The sequence below is a fragment of the Pseudomonas sp. MS646 genome (assembly GCF_036693845.1).
GTDB lineage: Bacteria > Pseudomonadota > Gammaproteobacteria > Pseudomonadales > Pseudomonadaceae > Aquipseudomonas > Aquipseudomonas chlororaphis_E.
Genome location: NZ_CP144763.1, coordinates 4817362 through 4835738 on the forward strand (window position 1 = coordinate 4817362; position 18377 = coordinate 4835738).

The following is an 18377-nucleotide window of genomic DNA, read 5'->3' on the forward strand; positions in this document are numbered from 1 at the left end:
CTCGGCTTTTAACTTGCAGCCTGTAGCTTGAAGCTCGTAGCTGCTCCCCCAGGAGCCCCCTATGTCGTTAAGCGTGTTCGACCTGTTCAAGATCGGTATCGGCCCTTCGAGCTCCCATACGGTCGGCCCCATGCGTGCCGCTGCCCGTTTTGTCGAGGGGCTGCGCCGTGATGATTTGCTTGAAAGCATCACCAGCGTCAAGGTCGAGCTCTATGGTTCCCTCGGCGCCACCGGCAAGGGCCACGGCAGCGACAAGGCCGTGCTGCTGGGCCTGGAAGGTGAGCACCCGGACACCGTGGACACCGAGACCGTCACCGCCCGCCTGCAGGACATCCGCAGCAACGGACGCCTGAATCTGCTCGGCCAACACCCCATCGAATTCAATGAAAAGCTGCATCTGGCGATGATTCGCAAGCCGCTGGCCTTCCACCCCAACGGCATGATCTTCCGCGCGTTCGACGCCGCCGGGTTGCAAGTGCGCAGCCGCGAGTACTATTCGATCGGCGGCGGTTTTGTCGTGGATGAAGGCGCCGCCGGCGCCGACCGGATCGTCGAGGACGCCACGCCCCTGACCTTCCCGTTCAAGAGTGCCAAGGACCTGCTGGGCCATTGCAGCACCTATGGCCTGTCCATCAGCCAGGTCATGTTGACCAACGAAAGTGCCTGGCGCCCCGAAGCCGAAACCCGCGCCGGCCTGCTGAAGATCTGGCAAGTGATGCAGGATTGCGTGGCGGCCGGTTGTCGCAACGAAGGAATCCTGCCCGGTGGGTTGAAGGTCAAGCGGCGGGCAGCGGCGCTGCACCGTCAACTGTGCAAGAACCCGGAAGCGTCCCTGCGCGACCCACTGTCGGTGCTGGACTGGGTCAACCTGTACGCCCTGGCGGTCAACGAAGAAAACGCCTACGGCGGACGCGTGGTCACTGCACCCACCAACGGTGCGGCGGGGATCATCCCGGCCGTGCTGCATTACTACATGCGCTTCATTCCGGGTGCCAACGAAGACGGCGTGGTGCGATTCCTGCTGACCGCCGCCGCCATCGGCATCCTGTACAAGGAAAACGCATCCATCTCCGGGGCCGAAGTCGGTTGCCAGGGTGAAGTCGGCGTCGCCTGCTCCATGGCCGCCGGGGCGCTCTGCGAAGTGCTGGGCGGTACCGTGCAGCAGGTGGAAAACGCCGCCGAAATCGGCATGGAACACAACCTCGGCCTGACCTGCGACCCCATCGGTGGCCTGGTGCAGGTGCCGTGCATCGAGCGCAACGCCATGGGCTCGGTGAAAGCCATCAACGCGGTGCGCATGGCGATGCGCGGCGACGGGCACCACTTCGTCTCCCTCGACAAGGTCATCCGCACCATGCGCCAGACCGGCGCCGACATGAAAAGCAAATACAAGGAGACCGCCCGCGGCGGTCTGGCGGTCAACATCATCGAATGCTGACGCGTGCTTCCCTGCCCTCTACCTCTTCCAGGAGCTGATATGTCCACCGAACCACTGCGCAAGACCCCGCTGCACGCGCTGCACCTCGAACTCGGCGCCCGTATGGTGCCGTTCGCCGGCTACGACATGCCGGTCCAGTACCCGTTGGGCGTGATGAAAGAACACCAGCACACCCGCGACCAGGCCGGGTTGTTCGACGTGTCCCACATGGGCCAGATCCGCCTGAGCGGCGCGGGTGCCGCCAAGGCCCTGGAGACCCTGGTGCCGGTGGACATCATCGACCTGCCGGTGGGCATGCAGCGCTACGCCATGTTCACCAACGAGCAAGGTGGGATCCTCGACGACCTGATGGTGGCCAACCTGGGCAACGACGAACTGTTCCTGGTGGTCAACGCGGCCTGCAAGGACCAGGACCTGGCCCACCTGCGCAACCATATCGGCAACCAATGCACCATCGAGCCTTTGTTCGAAGCGCGCGCCTTGCTCGCCCTGCAAGGCCCCGCCGCCGTCACCGTGCTCGCACGCCTGGCGCCAGACGTGGCGAAGATGACCTTCATGCAATTTCAGCGTGTCACGTTGCTGGGCGTGGAGTGCTTCGTCAGCCGTTCCGGCTACACCGGTGAAGACGGCTTCGAGATCTCCGTACCCGCCGCCGACGTGGAAACCCTGGCCCGCGCCCTGCTGGCCGAGCCGGAAGTCGCCGCCATCGGCCTCGGCGCCCGTGACTCCCTGCGCCTGGAAGCCGGCCTGTGCCTTTACGGCCATGACATGAACACCGAGACCACCCCGATCGAGGCGAGCCTGCTGTGGGCCATTTCCAAGGTTCGACGTGCCGATGGCGCCCGTGCCGGTGGCTTCCCCGGCGCTGAGACCGTGTTTGCCCAACAACAGGGCACAGTGAAGCGTAAACGCGTGGGCCTGCTGCCCCAGGAACGCACACCGGTGCGCGAAGGCGCTGAAATCGTCAACGAGGCGGGCGAGACGATCGGAACCGTATGCAGCGGCGGTTTCGGCCCGACCTTGGGCGGCCCGTTGGCCATGGGTTACCTGGACAGTGCCTATGTCGCGCTGGAGACGCCTGTCTGGGCCATTGTTCGTGGGAAAAAGGTGCCTTTGCTTGTAAGCAAAATGCCATTTGTTGCACAACGCTACTATCGCGGATGATTGACTGTTTCTATAAGTAACGCGATTGCGTTATACGTGCACTAATGTGTAACGCAATCGCCATAAAAAGGTGCATCTAATTGTCGCGGGCATCTTGCTTATAACAGTCAAGAAGTACCCAACTCGCCTTTCGAATAAGCCCACGCCAGCGAAGCGCTTAAATGCCAGCAACGTTAGCAAATACGGGCCCCTCAGGGGGGTTGTTTTTTTGTTGGTGGTTGGCGTAGAGTTTGGCCACTGTGTTTGCATGGGTCGCTTGGAATCGTGACCTGGGCAGTAGCTTATGAAGTTCGCTACATCCCGCTCGACGTCTCTTACTTTCCTGCAACCCAGCCCCAGTACTCTTTCATGTGAAAGAGGCTGTCATCAATTTTAGCGTCAAGGAAATAAGAAAATGTCGAATCGTCAGAGCGGTACCGTCAAGTGGTTCAACGACGAAAAGGGTTTTGGTTTTATCACCCCTGAAAGCGGTCCGGATCTGTTCGTGCACTTTCGCGCGATCCAGGGCAACGGCTTCAAGACCCTGAAAGAAGGCCAGAAGGTCACTTTCGTTGCGGTGCAAGGCCAGAAAGGCATGCAGGCTGACGAAGTACAAGCAGAAAGCTAATTTTCTGAAATGAAAAAGCCCCTGATTGATATCAGGGGCTTTTTTATGGGCGCAATTCCGTAGAATGCCTTCTTTTTTTCCGAGGCCACCATGCCCAAGCACCTGCTCAATCCCCAGGGCGACTTCCCTCCCGTCGGTCTGGGCCGTCGCCTGGCGGCGATGTTCTATGACTTCCTGCTGTGCACGGCGCTGTTGATCGTCACCAGTGGCGCCTACAAGATGATCCAGATGGCAATCATCGGCGAAGAGAAGATGCGCGCCCTGACCGAAGCCGGCACGCTGGACGGTGACCCGTTGCTGTCTACCGTGCTGCTGTTCGTATTGTTCGGTTTCTTCGCCAAGTTCTGGACCCACAACGGCCAGACCCTGGGCATGCAGGTATGGTGCATTCGCGTGCAGAACGCCGATGGCACGGCCATCAGCCTGTGGCAGGCACTGTTGCGCTTCGTGGTGTCGATTGCGTCATGGCTGCCGCTGGGGCTGGGCTTCATCTGGGCGCTGTTCGACAAGCGCAAGCGCAGCTGGCATGACATCTACTCGGACACGCAACTGGTGCGGATTCCGAAGAAGACCAAGTAAAGCCTGCCTACTTGGCCAATGAAGCCCCCCTGTGGCGAGGGAGCTTGCTCCCGCTCGGCTGCGCAGCAGCCGTATATGGGCTGAAAATCACCCCGCCCACAGAGAAGAAGGGCTGCTACGCAGCCCAGCGGGAGCAAGCTCCCTCGCCACAACAAGCTCCCTCGCCACAGCCTTACGCCAAATCGATCAGGCGTTCCCCGCCAATTTCATCCGTGCGGCCTGGGTAAAGTCCAGCATGCGCTTGAGCGGGCGAATGGCCTGGGGAATCAGGGCCGGGTCGACGAAGATCTCGTTGGCACCTTCCTGCAAGCTCTTGAGCGTGCGCTCCAGAGTGTTCATCGCCATCCACGGGCAATGCGCGCAACTGCGGCACGCCGCGCCGTTACCGGCGGTTGGGGCCTCGATGAAGACCTTGTCCGGGCACAGCTGCTGCATCTTGTAGAAGATGCCGCGGTCGGTGGCGACGATCAGCGTCTTGTTCGGCAGGCTCTGGGCCGCAGCGATCAACTGACTGGTGGAACCCACTGCGTCCGCCAGCTCGATCACCGACGTCGGCGACTCCGGGTGCACCAGGATCGCAGCGTCCGGATACAGCGCCTTCATGTCCTCCAACTGCTTGGACTTGAACTCCTCGTGGACGATGCAGGCACCGTCCCAGAGCAGCATGTCGGCTCCGGTCTTGCGCTGGATGTAGGTCCCCAGGTGCTTGTCCGGGCCCCAGATGATCGTCTCGCCGTTGTCCATCAGACTCTCGACGATCTCCAGCGCGCAGCTGGATGTCACCACCCAGTCAGCTCGGGCCTTGACCGCCGCCGAGGTGTTGGCATACACCACCACCGTGCGCTCCGGGTGCTGGTCGCAGAACGCCGAGAACTCGTCCACCGGGCAACCCAGGTCCAGGGAGCAGGTGGCTTCCAGGGTCGGCATCAACACGCGTTTTTCCGGGTTGAGGATCTTGGCGGTCTCGCCCATGAACTTGACCCCGGCAACGACCACGGTCTTGGCCGGGTGGGCATTGCCAAAGCGGGCCATCTCCAGGGAGTCGGACACGCAGCCGCCGGTTTCCTCGGCCAGGGCCTGGATGATCGGATCACAGTAGAAATGCGCGACCAGTACCGCGTCCTGAGCCTTGAGCTCGGCGGCGATGGCGGCGCGGTACCAGGCTTCCTGTTCGGCGGACAGCGGCTTGGGCTGCTTGGCGTCAAGGTGGGCCTGGACCAGAAGGCGTTCAGAAATTTGCGTCATGTTCGCAAGACCTGCAAGCGCGTTTAGCGCGAAAGTCGAGTATACACCCGGCTCCGGACCACTCGGGTACCGCCGGGAAAGTGGGTATCAATCAGGCACGGGACAGCGTGAAGCCGGCAAGGCTACAGAATATCCCGGCGATGCAAAAGATCATTCTGACCTGTGCCCGACCTCAGCCCCGAACGCGATCCACCGTGGCGAGGGAGCTTACTCCCGCTGGGCTGCGAAGCAGCCCCAAACATGGCCGGCTCAAATCGACCGCCAACTTGCGTTCCCCTCAAGCTGACTGAAATGTAATCACTTGCCCCACTCGCCTGTGTCATCTTTTCGTTCAAACCTGCCAAGGAGATTGCTCCGGGCACGTGGCGAATCGACTGACGGACCTCCATCGTATGCAAACCAAAACTTCCCGGCGCACCTTCGTAAAGGGTCTGACTGCCGGCGGCATCCTCGGCGGCCTGGGCTTGTGGCGCGCGCCTGTCTGGGCGGTCACCGGCCCGGGCCAGCCCAACGTCCTGAGCGGCACCGAGTTCGATCTGTTCATTGGCGAAAGCCCGGTCAACTTCACCGGCACCCCACGTACCGCCCAGACCATCAACGGCGGCATTCCCGGCCCGCTGCTGCGCTGGCGTGAAGGCGACACCGTCACCCTGCGGGTGCGCAATCGCTTGAAGGATACAACCTCCATCCACTGGCACGGCATCCTGCTGCCAGCCAACATGGACGGCGTTCCGGGGTTGAGTTTCAAGGGCATCGAACCCGACGGCATGTATGTGTATCAGTTCAAGGTCCGGCAAAACGGCACCTACTGGTACCACAGCCATTCAGGCTTCCAGGAGCAATCCGGGGTCTACGGCCCGCTGGTGATCGACGCCAGGGAACCGGAACCCTTCCAGTACGAACGGGACTATGTGGTGATGCTCACCGACTGGACCGATGAAGACCCCGGCAACATCCTTCGCAAGCTCAAGAAACAGTCGGACTACTACAACTACAACAAACGCACCGTCGGCGACTTCATTGACGATGTGGGCAAGAACGGCTGGGCCAGCACTGTGGCCGATCGCAAGATGTGGGCCGAGATGAAGATGAACCCCACGGACCTGGCCGACGTCAGCGGTGCCACCTACACCTACCTCATGAACGGCCAGGCGCCGGACATGAACTGGACCGGCCTGTTCAAGCCTGACGAACGTCTTCGCCTGCGCTTTATCAACGGCTCGGCCATGAGCTATTTCGACGTGCGCATTCCCGGCTTGAAGATGACGGTGGTGGCGTCCGACGGCCAATACGTCAAACCGGTGAGTGTCGATGAGTTTCGGATCGCCGTGGCCGAAACCTATGACGTCATCGTCGAACCGACCCAAGAGGCCTACACCCTGTTCGCCCAGTCCATGGACCGCACCGGCTATGCCCGCGGCACCCTCGCGGCCAGGGCCGGGTTGTCGGCACCGGTGCCGCCCCTGGACCCGCGGCCATTGGTGACCATGGACGACATGGGCATGGGTGGCATGGACCACGGCTCGATGCAGGGCATGGCCGGGATGGACCACAGCCAGATGCAGGGCATGGATCATAGCCAGATGCAGGGCATGGGCGACATGTCCGGTATGGATCACGGTGCCATGCAAGGCACGGACGGCATGCTGTCGCACCCCGACACCGAGAAAGACAACCCTCTGGTAGACATGCAGGCCATGAGCGTCAAGCCCAAGCTCGACGATCCCGGCATGGGGCTGCGCGACAACGGCCGCAAAGTGCTGACCTACTCAGACCTGCGCAGCACCTTCCCCGACCCCGACGGCCGCGAACCGGGCCGTACGATCGAGCTGCACCTGACCGGGCACATGGAAAAATTCGCCTGGTCATTCAACGGCGTGAAATTTTCCGACGCCGCGCCGCTGCTGCTCAAGTACGGCGAGCGACTGCGCATCGTGCTGATCAACGACACCATGATGACCCACCCCATCCACCTGCACGGCATGTGGAGCGATCTGGAGGACGAGAACGGCCAGTTCATGGTGCGCAAGCACACCCTCGACGTACCACCGGGCGCCAGGCGCAGCTACCGCGTCACCGCCGATGCCCTCGGGCGTTGGGCGTATCACTGCCACCTGCTGTACCACATGGAGATGGGGATGTTCCGTGAAGTTCGGGTGCAGGAATGAGGAGCCGAGCATGACCACTGTTTTTCAATACCCCCTGGCACTCATGGCCAGCCTGACCCTCGGCGCCACCTCGGCCTGGGCGGCGGGCAACGACATGCAAGGCATGGATCACAGCCAGATGCACGGGATGGACCATAGCCAGATGCAAGGTATGGATTCGATGCAGCGCATGGAACCCATGCAATCAGCGCCGACCACCAGCCGCACGCCGATCCCGGAACTGACAGCCGCCGATCGCGCCGCCGTCTACGAGGATCACGGCGGACACGCGGTGCATGACAGTGCAATCAATTCGTTTTTCCTCATTGACCAACTGGAGTGGCAAGACGCCGATGACGGCAGCGCCCTGAGCTGGGATGCCTCCGGCTGGATCGGTGGCGACATCGACCGTTTGTGGCTGCGCTCCGAAGGTGAACGCCTCAACGGCAAGACCGAAGAGGCGGAACTTCAGGCCCTGTGGGGCCACGCCATCAGTCCTTGGTGGGACGTGGTGGCCGGCGTACGCCAGGACTTCAAGCCGGGCGATGCGCAAACCTGGGCCGCCTTCGGCGTGCAAGGCATGGCGTTGTACAACTTCGAAGCCCAAGCCACCGCGTTCATCGGCGAAGGTGGCCAGAGCGCGGCGCGACTGGAAGGTGACTACGACATCTTGCTGACCAATCGGTTGATCCTGCAGCCCACCGCCGAGGTCAACTTCTATGGCAAGAACGACCCCGCCCGCGGTGTCGGCTCAGGGCTGTCGGACACCGAACTCGGCGTACGGCTGCGTTATGAAATACGCCGCGAGTTCGCGCCCTACATGGGTATTACCTGGAATCGGGTCTATGGCAACACCGCCGACTACGCTCGCGAAGAGGGCGAAGACCACAGCGAAGCCCGTCTGGTGTTGGGCGTGCGCATGTGGTTCTGAGCCATTGACCTGTTTCACAAAAAAACTAAAAAACCGAGCTGTAGGAGTCCTTGCATGTCACTCATCAAAACTGCTGTTGTTGCTGTCGCCTTGTCCACCGGCCTGTTGGTCAGTGGCCTGGCCCAGGCGCACCCGAAACTGCTGTCCTCTACCCCCGCCGAGGGCGCCGAGGGTGCGGCACCGCCAAGGATCGAGCTGCACTTTTCCGAAAACCTGATGACCCAGTTTTCCGGAGCCAAGCTAATGATGACCGAGATGCCCGGCATGGCGGCGCATTCGCCCATGCCCATGCCAGCCAAGGTCTCCGGCAGCGATGACCCGAAAACCATGGTCATTGTCCCAAATGGCCCTCTCACCGCCGGCACCTATCAGGTCCAGTGGCGCGCGGTGTCGTCCGACACTCACCCGATCACCGGTAACGTCACGTTCAAAGTGAAGTGAGTTGATGAGCGACTCGATCAACATCGCCCTGCGTTTTGCCCTGTATTTGGATCTGATGTTGCTGTTCGGCCTGGCCGCGTTCGGGCTCTATAGCCTGCGAGGCCAGGAGCGGGTGTCGGGCACGCAGTTGCCGTTCACACCACTGCTAGTGACCACGGCGGTGTTGGGCGTGCTGCTCTCCTTCGCCGCCATGGCGTGCATGGCCTGGGCCATGAGCGGAGTTTCAGACTGGGCCGAACTGTGGCCGCACATTGAAATGATGGTGTTGGAGACCGACTTCGGCTCGAGTTGGACACTGCGGATAGCGGCGCTGCTGCTGGCCGGGGTCGCCGTGACGCTCAATAAACGTTGGCCGACTGCCAGCCTGGGCCTGGTCACGCTCGGTGGGGCCGTGGCCTTGGCGACGCTGGCCTGGGCGGGGCATGGCGCAATGGACGAAGGCACACGCCGCAACTGGCACTTCATCACCGACTTCCTGCACTTTTGGGCGGCGGGAGGCTGGGTCGGGGCCTTGGCCGCGTTTGCCCTGCTGCTTCGCCAGGCCAAACCGCAGTTGGCGGTACTGGCCCGGACGTTGACCGGGTTTGAAACCGCCGGGGCGGTGATCGTGGCGGTCATCAGCGTGACGGGGGTGGTGAATTATCTGTTCATCGCCGGCCCAAGCGTCGAAGGGCTGCTGGACAGTACCTACGGTCAGTTGCTGGCGCTCAAGCTCATCTTGTTCGCCGCCATGCTGGTGTTCGCCGCGTTGAACCGCTTTCACCTGAGCCCACTGCTGGAGCGGGCTCGACAGAGCGGCGAGCACAAAGTCGCGGTGAATGCCCTACGGAGCAGCATGGTCCTGGAGTTCGCTGTGGCGGTGATCATTCTGGGATTGGTGGCGTGGCTGGGGACGCTGAGCCCGGAGATGGAATAACCGACTAGCGCCCCCACTGAATCCGTGGCGAGAGGACTTGCTCCCTCGCCACAAAAGCGAGCAGCATTTAATTATTAAATAAGCCTCACCAGTTTTCAGTTTGCCCATTGCAAGGTGCCCTGGCCTAAATGGGGCTTTATCCAGCCAAGGCCCTGTTATGGAAAGCATTCGAACCTCAACCACCCACGCCATCTGGCTGATGGTCAGCATCGTTTTGGTAGCGCTGAACCTGAGGCCTTCGATGGCAGCGGTCGGGCCGTTGTTATCGGCCATTCGCGGCGAGGTTCCCTTGAGTTTCAGTACCGCCTCGCTGCTAACCATGTTGCCCGTCATGGCGATGGGCCTGGCGATGTTCCTGGGCATGCGCATCGCCCTGCGCATTGGTGAACACCGCACCATCGTGCTGTCGCTGTTGATCATTGGCATCGCCACGGCCTCGCGCTTGTACCTGGACAGCGCCGCCGGGTTGATCGCCAGTGCGATCGTGGCCGGGCTTGGGATCGCGTTGATCCAGGCAGTGATGCCGGCACTGATCAAGTCACGCTTCGCCGACAACGTCTCTCTGTTCATGGGCTTGTACGTCACCGCCATCATGGGCGGGGCGGCGATTGCTGCATCGTTTTCACCCTTTGTCCTGACGCAAACGGGCAGTTGGCGCGTCGGCCTGGCGATCTGGGCATTGTTGGCGCTGGTCGCCTTGGGCTGCTGGTACGCCCAGCGATCGAACATCACGCCCTTGTCCGAAACAGCGCCCCGGCATCACGAAGCGTTCTCCAGCAACGCCCGGGCCTGGCTCCTGGCGATTTTCTTTGGCCTGGGCACCGCTTCCTACACCTGCGTGCTGGCCTGGCTGGCACCGTACTACGTGGAAAAGGGCTGGAGCGAACAGCACGCTGGCCTGCTGCTGGGGTTCCTCACGGCAATGGAAGTGTTATCCGGCCTGGTCACCCCGGCGATTGCCAACCGCAGCCGGGATAAACGCTTGGTCCTGAGCGTCCTGCTGGCCCTGATCATCGGCGGCTTCTGTGGCCTGATCCTCAGTCCGGAACGCTTCAGCCTGCTCTGGGCCTGCCTGCTGGGGCTGGGTATCGGCGGCCTGTTCCCCATGAGCCTGATCGTATCCCTCGACCATCTGGACAACCCACGCCGGGCCGGTGGCCTTACTGCGTTCGTGCAAGGTGTCGGCTATCTCATCGCCGGCCTCTCGCCATTGATTGCCGGGATGATCCGCGACCAACTGGGGAGTTTTGAGTGGGCCTGGTGGTCGCTCACGGCGGTCATGGCGTTGATGATGGTGATGGGATTGCGCCTGGACCCGAAACATTACGGACAGCACATCCGCTGAGTTTCCAGTAGGAGGACTTGATAGGTTGAAGATTTAGCGGGTGCGACTTGACGTTACTATACCTGCCAGGATTTTTACCTCGTAAGGGAGCTACGCCTTGTCCGTCATTCCTGACAGAACCTTCGCTGAAGTGCTCAAGCACACCGTCAAACGCATTCTTTCCTATTGGACCCAGATCACCGTCACGTTAGGCCTGCTCGCGACAGGGCTAGGGTTCATCACGTTGTACCTGTATACCCGGACGATTGGACGAATCGATCTGTTCATGCCGTCCATCGATGTGAAGTCTGCACTGTTGGTCTGGGTCGTGCTCGTCCTGCTGCTGATGCTGTCGTATCTGTTCATCCTGGGGGCAACAACGTGGATGTTCGGCTGGTCGGTTTCGCTTTTTTCAAACATGAAGGACAACCAACCGAAGATTGTTTTCTATCTGGTGTTCCCCACGGTTGTGGGATTTAGCGCGTTCATCGGCGCCACTTTCTTTCTGTCCACATTGAACACCTGGATGATATTCGTGGCGTTACTCCTGATCGTCTTCGTTGCGTGCTTTCTCATGTACGCGCTCACGCCGTTCAAAAGAATCATCAGGAAAAGCACACTGGTCCAAGCCAGGCTGGAGCGAGCCCGCTTGAAACGCCTGGCAGCCCATCAACAAATAAAGCAGAAAAAGCTGCAGAAAAATAAGCCTGCCCGCCCCAAGAAGGCCTGCCTGCAAAAATGGCTCACCTATTGGCAGGCGTTCAAAGACAAGACGACGCCAACGTGGCTGCAGCTAAAAGAAAAATGGCAGCGGCTACAGTCGTGGGTAAGGGCTCGCAAAGCGTTCTGGCTCGTCACCCTGGTCTCGATCTTCATATTTGTCACCGTGATCTTCGCCGCCTTTCCAATCCTGCTGACGATACGTTCATACATGGAGAAAGAAACCCCTGACACCGTCCCCTACGTGGCGGGCCTGTCCTGGCTGACACTCATCTTCACCCTGTTACCGGTCGTCGTATTTTATTGTTTCAAGGGGGATATCTACCGGCGGACCTTCAATGGCCTGATCGCAATGATCCTGGCCTTCTGCGCCTTCACAATGCTCTCGCCGGGCAGTCTGAGCCAGATCACCTACATCGCAGCACAAGGCTTATCCGTTCGCCAACAAACGGCGGAGCGATACGCCTTGCCAGAAGAGATAAAACTGCAAGACCTGAGCGCGACCCTGTGGAAAACACGTCAGGTTGCTGCGCAAAAAATAGAAGTCGAGGCCTTCCAGTTGTATTCCTTTGGGGACGTATTGTTACTGTGCCCAAAAGACATGCTGTCACTTGAACTCAAAGAACTGAAAAACTACTCGAAGTTCTGTATCAGCACGCTCAATAGCAAGGTTGTGCGCAAACCGCCGTTACCGGTATTCGCCAGGAAATTACAGAAAGATTGGGCTTGCCGGGTGCCCTCATGGCAGATCCAGGCAGGACGCTGGCTCGCTTGGGAAGCGCTGGTTCCAGGCGTTTACCGCTCCGCGTCGGGCGAGAAAAAGGGCTGAAGGCCCTGGCAGTCGTGAGCATGGCGACTGCGCCACGACAGAACGGCTGACTCCCTGCCCTTGGGCGGGGGGGACACTTAATTTCAGGCAAAAAAAAATCTGGAAATCCTCACTTTCGTGGGCCTTCCAGACTTTTAAAACTGCTAAAAATGGTGGGTCGTGTGGGATTCGAACCTACGACCAATTGGTTAAAAGCCAACTGCTCTACCAACTGAGCTAACGACCCGCTGTGTGGTGGCGCGTATAATACTGATTTCTAAGGACTATTCAACACCTAATTTGAAATAAATCAAAAATAAGGTGTTGGGTCGCTCACGCCCGCCGCCGCGAAGCCTTCGGCACGCAGGCGGCAGCTGTCGCATTTGCCGCAGGCACGGCCCTGATCGTCGGCCTGGTAGCAGGAAACGGTCAGTCCATAGTCCACGCCGAGCTTTACGCCGGCCTTGACGATGTCGGCCTTGCTCAGGTTCTGCAAAGGCGCCTGGATGCGGAACCCCTGCCCTTCCACGCCGGCCTTGGTCGCCAGGTTAGCCATGCGCTCGAACGCTTCGACGAACTCCGGACGACAATCCGGGTAGCCGGAATAATCCACCGCATTGACGCCGATGAAGATGTCACGGGCGCCCAGCACCTCGGCCCAACCCAGGGCGAGAGACAGGAACACCGTGTTGCGGGCCGGTACATACGTCACCGGGATCCCTTCGCTCGGCGCTTCGGGCACGTCGATGGAACTGTCGGTCAGGGCCGAACCGCCGATCCCGTTGAGGTTCAGGCCGATCACCTTGTGCTCTACCACCCCCAGGTCCCGGGCAACCCGCTCGGCGGCCTGAAGCTCGGCGCGGTGACGCTGGCCGTAATCGAAGCTCATGGTGTAGCAGCGGTAGCCTTCGGCCCGGGCCATGGCCACGACCGTCGCCGAGTCCAGGCCACCGGACAACAGGATGACCGCGCGTTTTTCTGTAATGTTCGTCTGTTCAGTCATCTCAGCGCCCCGGCTCGTCGTTCCAAAGATATTTGTGCAACTGCAATTGCAGGCGCACCGGCAGGTTATCCGCCACCACCCAATCCGCCAGGTCACGGGCATTCAAGTCATGATGGCTGGGCGACACCAAAACCTCCCCGGCCCGCTCGTCAAGCCGATACTGGATCAACTTGGACACGGCCCAGTCGTAATCTTCCCGCGAGCAAATGACGAACTTGACTTGGTCGTTGGGCGTCAGCAGTTCGATGTTCTCATAACGGTTGCGATGCGCTTCCTTTGAACCTGGGGTTTTCAAATCCACGACGCGGCTGACACGCGGGTCGACGGCCGAGATGTCCAAGGCGCCACTGGTCTCCAACGAGACCTCGTAGCCGGCATCGCATAGCTGCTTGAGCAAAGGAATGGCATTGGGTTGTGCCAGTGGTTCGCCGCCCGTGACGCAGACATAGCGCGGGCGGTAGCCGGCGACTTGCTCAAGGATGTCGTCGAGGGTGCGCAAGGTGCCGCCACTGAAGGCGTAGGCGCTGTCACAGTATTGGCAACGCAACGGACAACCGGTGAGGCGCACAAATACCGTGGGCAGCCCGGCCGTTCGTGTTTCACCCTGTAACGAGTAAAAAACTTCGGTGATTCTCAATGTGTCTTGCATAGTCGCCACGGGCGTAACAGCTAAACAGGCTGTCCGCCTCCGTCAGGCACTTCAAGAAACCCCGCCAACGCGTAGATCCCAGGAAGCGTGTTTCAGAAAAAGGGCGTGAATTCTAACGAAAAAACCCGCGACAGGCGCGGGTTTCTTCAATACGGGCTCAAACCGGCTTACATGCGCTGCAGATCGCGCTGAGCCAGTTGGGCGGCGGAGGTGCCCGGGTACTGGGCCACCACTTGCTGCAAGATGCCCTTGACCTTGTCGGTGTGACCGAGGCGGCGCTCTACGTCAGCCAGCTTGTACAGCGAATCCGGCACCTTGGCGTGCTTGGGATACAGCTGGGAGACCTTGGCGAACGCCTGTCCAGCGCCTTGCAGGTCGCCTTTGGCCAGGTTCACTTCGCCCAGCCAGTATTGAGCATTGCCCGCGTACTGGCTGTTGGGGTACTTGCGCAGGAAAGCGGCGAAGGCCTGGCTGGCCTTGTCGAAATCCTTGGCCTTGATCAGGTCGAAGGCGGCATCGTAGTAGAGCTTTTCCTTCGCCGGGTCAGCCGGTTCGCCGCTGGCGGCAGGTGCCGGAGCGGCTGCCCCAGCGCCTGCGGCAGGTGCTGCACCGGGGGCGTTCAAGTCGCCACCGGTACCAGAATTCTCAGGAGTGGCGGCAGGTGCAACGCCGGTTCCTATGCGCCGATCAAGATCCTGGTATCGCTCCAGGTTTTCCTGCTTCATGCGCGAAATATCATTCTGCAGAACTTCGATCACGCCTTGCTGGCGCGACAGTTGATCCTGCATTTGCTGGAGCTGGTTGAACAGCTCGCCCTGTGCCGAGACAGGGGCCGAAACCCCTCCCCCGGCATAGGCGCCGTTCGTACCGTAACCTGCAGGCGGATTACTGCTCCCGCTATTGCTATAGCCGGCATCGTTATCGACCACAGGAACCGCAGCCCACGCCGCAAGCGGCGCGAGGCTGAGAGCCAGAACAGTTACAGCACGACGGCACGTTCGCATGACGAATTACTTACGCAGTTCGACGCGACGGTTTTGAGCCCAGGACTGCTCGTCGTTGCCGGTAGCAACTGGACGCTCTTCGCCGTAGGAAACCAGTTCCAGCTGAGCTGGGGAAACACCTTGCAGTACCAGGTAGCGTTGAACGGCTTTCGCACGACGCTCGCCCAGTGCCATGTTGTACTCACGAGTACCACGTTCGTCGGTGTTGCCTTCCAGAACAACGCGAGCGCCGTTTGCTTTCAGGTCTTTGGCGTGAACGTCCAGAGCGCGCATGGCTTCTGGCTTCAGGTCCGAGCTGTCGTATTCGAAGTAGAAGGTGGTGATTGCGCGCAGAGCAGCTTCTTCGCTCAGGGAGCCATCAACTGCACCAGTGTTAGCGCCGTAACCAGCGTTTGGATCAACAGCGCCTTCACCGGCGTTGTCGCCGCCTTTGGACGAGCAACCTACAGCTACAGCCATGGCCAGAGCCAGCGCAGCAAATTTACCAAACTTCAGCATTTCCATCGTGAAACTCCTAATGAACCCCAGTGTGTTAAGTAAAACGTATTGCGCCGCGTCAGTTCAGGTAAGGGGACCAGGACGGTTCTCTGACTTCGCCTTGTGCGGTAGGAAGCGGGAGCCTCACGCGTCCATTAATGGACACGAGCATCAAGACTCCCCGGCCCTGCTGGCGGGTGGCGTAGATTACCATGGTGCCGTTGGGCGCAACAGTAGGTGACTCGTCCAGAGTGCTATCAGTGAGGATTTTTACGCTACCGCGCTGCAAATCCTGGGCCGCCACCTTGAAATTGGTGAAACCGTCCTGGCGATGGATCATCACCAGGGTCTTTTCATCTGCCGACAGTTTAGGGTTGGCGTTGTAGTTACCCACGAACGTCACGCGTTCAGCACCGCCGCCACCAGCACTGGTCTTGTAGATCTGAGGCTTGCCACCGCGGTCGGAGGTGAAGTAGATGGTCGAGCCATCCTTGCCCCAGAACGGTTCGGTGTTGATGCCCGGGCCATTGGTGACGCGGGAGATCGAGCGCGAGGCCAGGTTCATCACGTAGATGTCAGGGTTGCCGTCCTTGGACAGCACGAACGCCAGGCGCGAACCGTCCGGCGACCACGACGGCGCGCCATTGAGGCCTTCGAAGTTGGTGATCTGCTCACGACGACCGGTGTCGATGTGCTGCACGAAGATCCGAGGACGCTTCTGCTCGAACGAAACATAGGCGATGCGCTTGCCATCGGGGGCAAAACGCGGCGACAGGATCGGCTCGCGCGATTGCAGCAGGGTCACCGCGCGGGCGCCGTCATAGTCGGAGCGCTGCAGGGTGTAACGGGTGTTGTTCTCGGAGAAGCGCTCGGCGGTCACGTAGAGCATGCGCGTGGAGAACGCACCCTTGATGCCGGTGAGTTTCTCGAAGGACTGGTCGGCGATGTAGTGCGCCATGTCGCGCAATTGATCGACGCCGCCCGACACGCTGCCGGTCAGCACTTGCTGCTCGGTGGCGACGTTGAACAGGGCGTACTGCACCTGCAGGCGACCGCCGGCCGGGACAATGCTGCCCACCATGATGTACTGGGCGCCCAGGGCCTTCCAGTCACGGTAGATGACTTCGCTGGCCTGGGTCGGCAGGCTGATCATGTTCTGTTTCGGAATCGGCGCGTAGTAACCCGAGTTGCGCAGGTCGTTGCCGATGATCTCCGCCATGTCGTCCGGCAGGACGCTACCGCCCTGCCAGCCGAACGGTACGACGGCGATCGGGGTCGCCCGGTCGCTGCCGCTGGTGACCAGAATGTTCTTTTCCTCTGCTACCGCCATCCCTGCCAGGCAGCAGATAACGACAAGCATTGATCGAAGAATGTTTCTCACAAGGCTAGATCCTCAGGTGTGAATGTCATCTTGAACGAACGATAGGGAGCAAAGTCGCTCGGTTTCATTCCTTGCATTTCCGTCAGTCGTCCAATGTTCTTGACCGCCGCGACCGCCGAAGCGTCGAACGGACCGTCACCGCTGGACTTGGCGACGCTGACCGAGGTAACCGTACCGTCGGGCAACATGCCGATTTGCAATACTACCGTCATGCCTTTGCGCGCCGAAGGTGGACGGGCCCAACCTTCTGCCGCCCGGGCACGAATCAGATCATCGAAACTGCCGGCGACTTCATCGCCCTGCTCGTCGGCCAAGGCCTGCTGGCGCTCCGGCTTGTCGGAAAGCAGGTCTGCCAAGGCCTGGGCCTTCTTGTCTTCGGCAGATTTACGCGCTGCGTCCTGGGCCTTTTTCTTGGCGGCGTCGGCGGCGGCTTTCTTCTTCGCTTCTTCGGCGACCTTTTTCTTCGCCTCTTCAGCTTCGGCTTTCTTCTTGGCGTCTTCGGCCGCTTTCTTCTTCGCGTCCTCGACAATCTTTTTCTTCGCTTCTTCAGCGGCCGCTTTCTTGGCCTCTTCTTCGGCGGCTTTCTTGGCTTCTTCCTCGGCCTTCTTCTTGGCTATATCAGCCAATTGTTTCTCTTCTGCCTTCTTGGCCTCGGCCGCCTTCTTCGCGTCGTCGGCTTTCTTGGCTTCATCAGCCTTTTTCGCCTCGTCCGCTTTCTTCGCCTCATCGGCCTTCTTGGCTTCCTCGGCCTTTTGAGCCGCTTCCTCTTTCTTTTGTTCCGCGGCCTTGATCGCTTCCTGCTCGACCTTTTTCTGCTCCATCTGCTCGACTTCGGTCTGGCGCGCGGCGGATTTCTTCGCCTCGCCCGCAAGCTTCTGGTTGGTCTGGGTGGTGGCCTGGCTTTTGGACTTGAGCTGGTACAACGTCGCCTGCACGATCGGCTTGGCCGGTGGCAGCTCCGGTGTCATGGCAAAACTGACGAACAGCATGCCGAACACCAGCACGTGCAGGCCGACGGCCAGGACAGTGGGCCAGAAGTAGCTTTCCGAGGCGGACGGCTCTCGCTGTTGCTGCATCAGGGGGCCTCGGTGATCAAGCCAACATTACCGACCCCGGCTTTCTGCAGACCGCCCATGGCGCCCATCACGGCACCGTAGTCGACGGTCTTGTCGCCGCGAATGAAGACCTGCGTACGCTTGCCGGCGTCATTGCCGACACGAATGATCTTGGTCACCGCATCGGTCATCTGCGGCAGGGTCATGGCCCGGTCCTGCTGCTTCTCGGTGTCGACTTCGCTGCCAAGGTTCCAGTAGTAGGTCTTGTCAGCCTTGATCGAAATGGTCAGGACCTGGGTGTTGTTGTCCTGCGGCAAGGCTTCGCTGGAAACCTTGGGCAGATCAACCTTCACGCCCTGGTTGAGCATCGGCGCGGTCACCATGAAGATGACCAGCAGCACCAGCATCACGTCGATGTAGGGCACCACGTTCATCTCGGCAACCGGCTTGCGCTTGTTTCGGGCTCGAGCGATTAAAGCCATCGGGAA

The 18377-nt window shown here is 60.3% G+C and carries 18 protein-coding genes and 1 tRNA gene; 10 read left to right on the forward strand and 9 right to left on the reverse strand.

Translation table 11 applies throughout. The annotated features are described in order from the left end of the window. Positions 1 to 61: 61 nt before the first annotated feature. The 4 genes from V3H56_RS21125 to V3H56_RS21140 all read left to right on the forward strand — a co-directional run bounded on the left by V3H56_RS21125 (position 62) and on the right by V3H56_RS21140 (position 3788). Positions 62 to 1438 carry an L-serine ammonia-lyase gene (locus V3H56_RS21125; RefSeq protein ID WP_047736629.1) on the forward strand — a complete coding sequence of 459 codons (1377 nt, stop codon included), beginning with the start codon at positions 62 to 64 and terminating at the stop codon, positions 1436 to 1438. Positions 1439 to 1477: 39 nt separating this feature from the next. Further along, the gene (gene gcvT / locus V3H56_RS21130) at positions 1478 to 2602 is read left to right on the forward strand and encodes a glycine cleavage system aminomethyltransferase GcvT (protein ID WP_123578454.1); all 1125 of its coding nucleotides are present in this window, start codon (positions 1478 to 1480) and stop codon (positions 2600 to 2602) included. A gap of 394 nt (positions 2603 to 2996) precedes the next feature. Further along, complete coding sequence (locus tag V3H56_RS21135; protein ID WP_042728773.1) at positions 2997 to 3209, forward strand: cold-shock protein; 213 nt, start codon at positions 2997 to 2999, stop codon at positions 3207 to 3209. A gap of 90 nt (positions 3210 to 3299) precedes the next feature. Then, positions 3300 to 3788, forward strand: a complete 489-nt coding sequence (locus tag V3H56_RS21140) for an RDD family protein (RefSeq protein ID WP_338473842.1) — start codon at positions 3300 to 3302, stop codon at positions 3786 to 3788. Between the two features lie 186 nt (positions 3789 to 3974). Here V3H56_RS21140 and nadA read toward each other — a convergent pair whose 3' ends face one another. Further along, positions 3975 to 5033 (reverse strand): quinolinate synthase NadA, encoded by a 1059-nt coding sequence (gene nadA, locus V3H56_RS21145; protein WP_047736635.1) that lies wholly within the window; start codon positions 5031 to 5033, stop codon positions 3975 to 3977. A gap of 392 nt (positions 5034 to 5425) precedes the next feature. Here nadA and V3H56_RS21150 point away from each other — a divergent pair, with 392 nt between their 5' ends. The 6 genes from V3H56_RS21150 (at position 5426) to V3H56_RS21175 (ending at position 12341) form a co-directional block, all read left to right on the forward strand. Beyond that, positions 5426 to 7201, forward strand: coding sequence for a copper resistance system multicopper oxidase (locus V3H56_RS21150; RefSeq protein WP_338473843.1), 1776 nt, complete (start codon positions 5426 to 5428; stop codon positions 7199 to 7201). A gap of 10 nt (positions 7202 to 7211) precedes the next feature. Then, positions 7212 to 8111 carry a copper resistance protein B gene (locus V3H56_RS21155; protein ID WP_338473844.1) on the forward strand — a complete coding sequence of 300 codons (900 nt, stop codon included), beginning with the start codon at positions 7212 to 7214 and terminating at the stop codon, positions 8109 to 8111. A gap of 54 nt (positions 8112 to 8165) precedes the next feature. Then, positions 8166 to 8552 carry a copper homeostasis periplasmic binding protein CopC gene (gene copC, locus V3H56_RS21160; RefSeq protein WP_042728768.1) on the forward strand — a complete coding sequence of 129 codons (387 nt, stop codon included), beginning with the start codon at positions 8166 to 8168 and terminating at the stop codon, positions 8550 to 8552. Between the two features lie 4 nt (positions 8553 to 8556). Further along, positions 8557 to 9468: a copper homeostasis membrane protein CopD gene (copD, locus tag V3H56_RS21165; protein ID WP_042728767.1), complete on the forward strand. Its 912-nt coding sequence runs from the start codon at positions 8557 to 8559 to the stop codon at positions 9466 to 9468. A 157-nt stretch (positions 9469 to 9625) separates the two neighbouring features. Then, a complete protein-coding gene (locus V3H56_RS21170; protein ID WP_338473845.1) occupies positions 9626 to 10813 on the forward strand; it encodes a cyanate transporter in 1188 nt (395 codons plus the stop codon). A 97-nt stretch (positions 10814 to 10910) separates the two neighbouring features. After that, a complete protein-coding gene (locus V3H56_RS21175; protein WP_047736644.1) occupies positions 10911 to 12341 on the forward strand; it encodes a hypothetical protein in 1431 nt (476 codons plus the stop codon). Between the two features lie 150 nt (positions 12342 to 12491). On the opposite strand, the gene V3H56_RS21180 is transcribed toward V3H56_RS21175, so the two are convergent. The 8 genes from V3H56_RS21180 to tolR all read right to left on the reverse strand — a co-directional run bounded on the left by V3H56_RS21180 (position 12492) and on the right by tolR (position 18362). Further along, positions 12492 to 12567: transfer RNA gene (locus V3H56_RS21180), tRNA-Lys, on the reverse strand. 63 nt (positions 12568 to 12630) lie between these two features. Further along, on the reverse strand, positions 12631 to 13305 hold the full coding sequence (gene queC, locus V3H56_RS21185) for a 7-cyano-7-deazaguanine synthase QueC (protein WP_185057645.1): 675 nt from the start codon (positions 13303 to 13305) through the stop codon (positions 12631 to 12633). A 19-nt stretch (positions 13306 to 13324) separates the two neighbouring features. Further along, complete coding sequence (queE, locus tag V3H56_RS21190; RefSeq protein ID WP_042728763.1) at positions 13325 to 13972, reverse strand: 7-carboxy-7-deazaguanine synthase QueE; 648 nt, start codon at positions 13970 to 13972, stop codon at positions 13325 to 13327. Between the two features lie 167 nt (positions 13973 to 14139). Continuing rightward, positions 14140 to 14976: a tol-pal system protein YbgF gene (ybgF, locus tag V3H56_RS21195; RefSeq protein WP_123578462.1), complete on the reverse strand. Its 837-nt coding sequence runs from the start codon at positions 14974 to 14976 to the stop codon at positions 14140 to 14142. Between the two features lie 6 nt (positions 14977 to 14982). Then, the gene (pal, locus tag V3H56_RS21200; protein WP_003178634.1) at positions 14983 to 15480 is read right to left on the reverse strand and encodes a peptidoglycan-associated lipoprotein Pal; all 498 of its coding nucleotides are present in this window, start codon (positions 15478 to 15480) and stop codon (positions 14983 to 14985) included. A 52-nt stretch (positions 15481 to 15532) separates the two neighbouring features. Beyond that, positions 15533 to 16813, reverse strand: coding sequence for a Tol-Pal system beta propeller repeat protein TolB (tolB, locus tag V3H56_RS21205; RefSeq protein WP_172679705.1), 1281 nt, complete (start codon positions 16811 to 16813; stop codon positions 15533 to 15535). 17 nt (positions 16814 to 16830) lie between these two features. Then, complete coding sequence (tolA, locus tag V3H56_RS21210; protein ID WP_042728760.1) at positions 16831 to 17910, reverse strand: cell envelope integrity protein TolA; 1080 nt, start codon at positions 17908 to 17910, stop codon at positions 16831 to 16833. Further along, on the reverse strand, positions 17910 to 18362 hold the full coding sequence (gene tolR, locus V3H56_RS21215) for a protein TolR (protein WP_161796096.1): 453 nt from the start codon (positions 18360 to 18362) through the stop codon (positions 17910 to 17912). The genes tolA and tolR overlap by 1 nt, the downstream gene beginning before the upstream one ends. Positions 18363 to 18377: the final 15 nt, after the last annotated feature.

Coding starts and splice junctions, on each gene's coding strand:
- V3H56_RS21125 (WP_047736629.1), top strand. CDS start 62: ATGTCGTTAAGCGTGTTCGACCTGTTCAAGATCGGTATCGGCCCTTCG.
- gcvT (WP_123578454.1), top strand. CDS start 1,478: ATGTCCACCGAACCACTGCGCAAGACCCCGCTGCACGCGCTGCACCTC.
- V3H56_RS21135 (WP_042728773.1), top strand. CDS start 2,997: ATGTCGAATCGTCAGAGCGGTACCGTCAAGTGGTTCAACGACGAAAAG.
- V3H56_RS21140 (WP_338473842.1), top strand. CDS start 3,300: ATGCCCAAGCACCTGCTCAATCCCCAGGGCGACTTCCCTCCCGTCGGT.
- nadA (WP_047736635.1), bottom strand. CDS start 5,033: ATGACGCAAATTTCTGAACGCCTTCTGGTCCAGGCCCACCTTGACGCC.
- V3H56_RS21150 (WP_338473843.1), top strand. CDS start 5,426: ATGCAAACCAAAACTTCCCGGCGCACCTTCGTAAAGGGTCTGACTGCC.
- V3H56_RS21155 (WP_338473844.1), top strand. CDS start 7,212: ATGACCACTGTTTTTCAATACCCCCTGGCACTCATGGCCAGCCTGACC.
- copC (WP_042728768.1), top strand. CDS start 8,166: ATGTCACTCATCAAAACTGCTGTTGTTGCTGTCGCCTTGTCCACCGGC.
- copD (WP_042728767.1), top strand. CDS start 8,557: ATGAGCGACTCGATCAACATCGCCCTGCGTTTTGCCCTGTATTTGGAT.
- V3H56_RS21170 (WP_338473845.1), top strand. CDS start 9,626: ATGGAAAGCATTCGAACCTCAACCACCCACGCCATCTGGCTGATGGTC.
- queE (WP_042728763.1), bottom strand. CDS start 13,972: ATGCAAGACACATTGAGAATCACCGAAGTTTTTTACTCGTTACAGGGT.
- ybgF (WP_123578462.1), bottom strand. CDS start 14,976: ATGCGAACGTGCCGTCGTGCTGTAACTGTTCTGGCTCTCAGCCTCGCG.
- pal (WP_003178634.1), bottom strand. CDS start 15,480: ATGGAAATGCTGAAGTTTGGTAAATTTGCTGCGCTGGCTCTGGCCATG.
- tolB (WP_172679705.1), bottom strand. CDS start 16,813: ATGCTTGTCGTTATCTGCTGCCTGGCAGGGATGGCGGTAGCAGAGGAA.
- tolA (WP_042728760.1), bottom strand. CDS start 17,910: ATGCAGCAACAGCGAGAGCCGTCCGCCTCGGAAAGCTACTTCTGGCCC.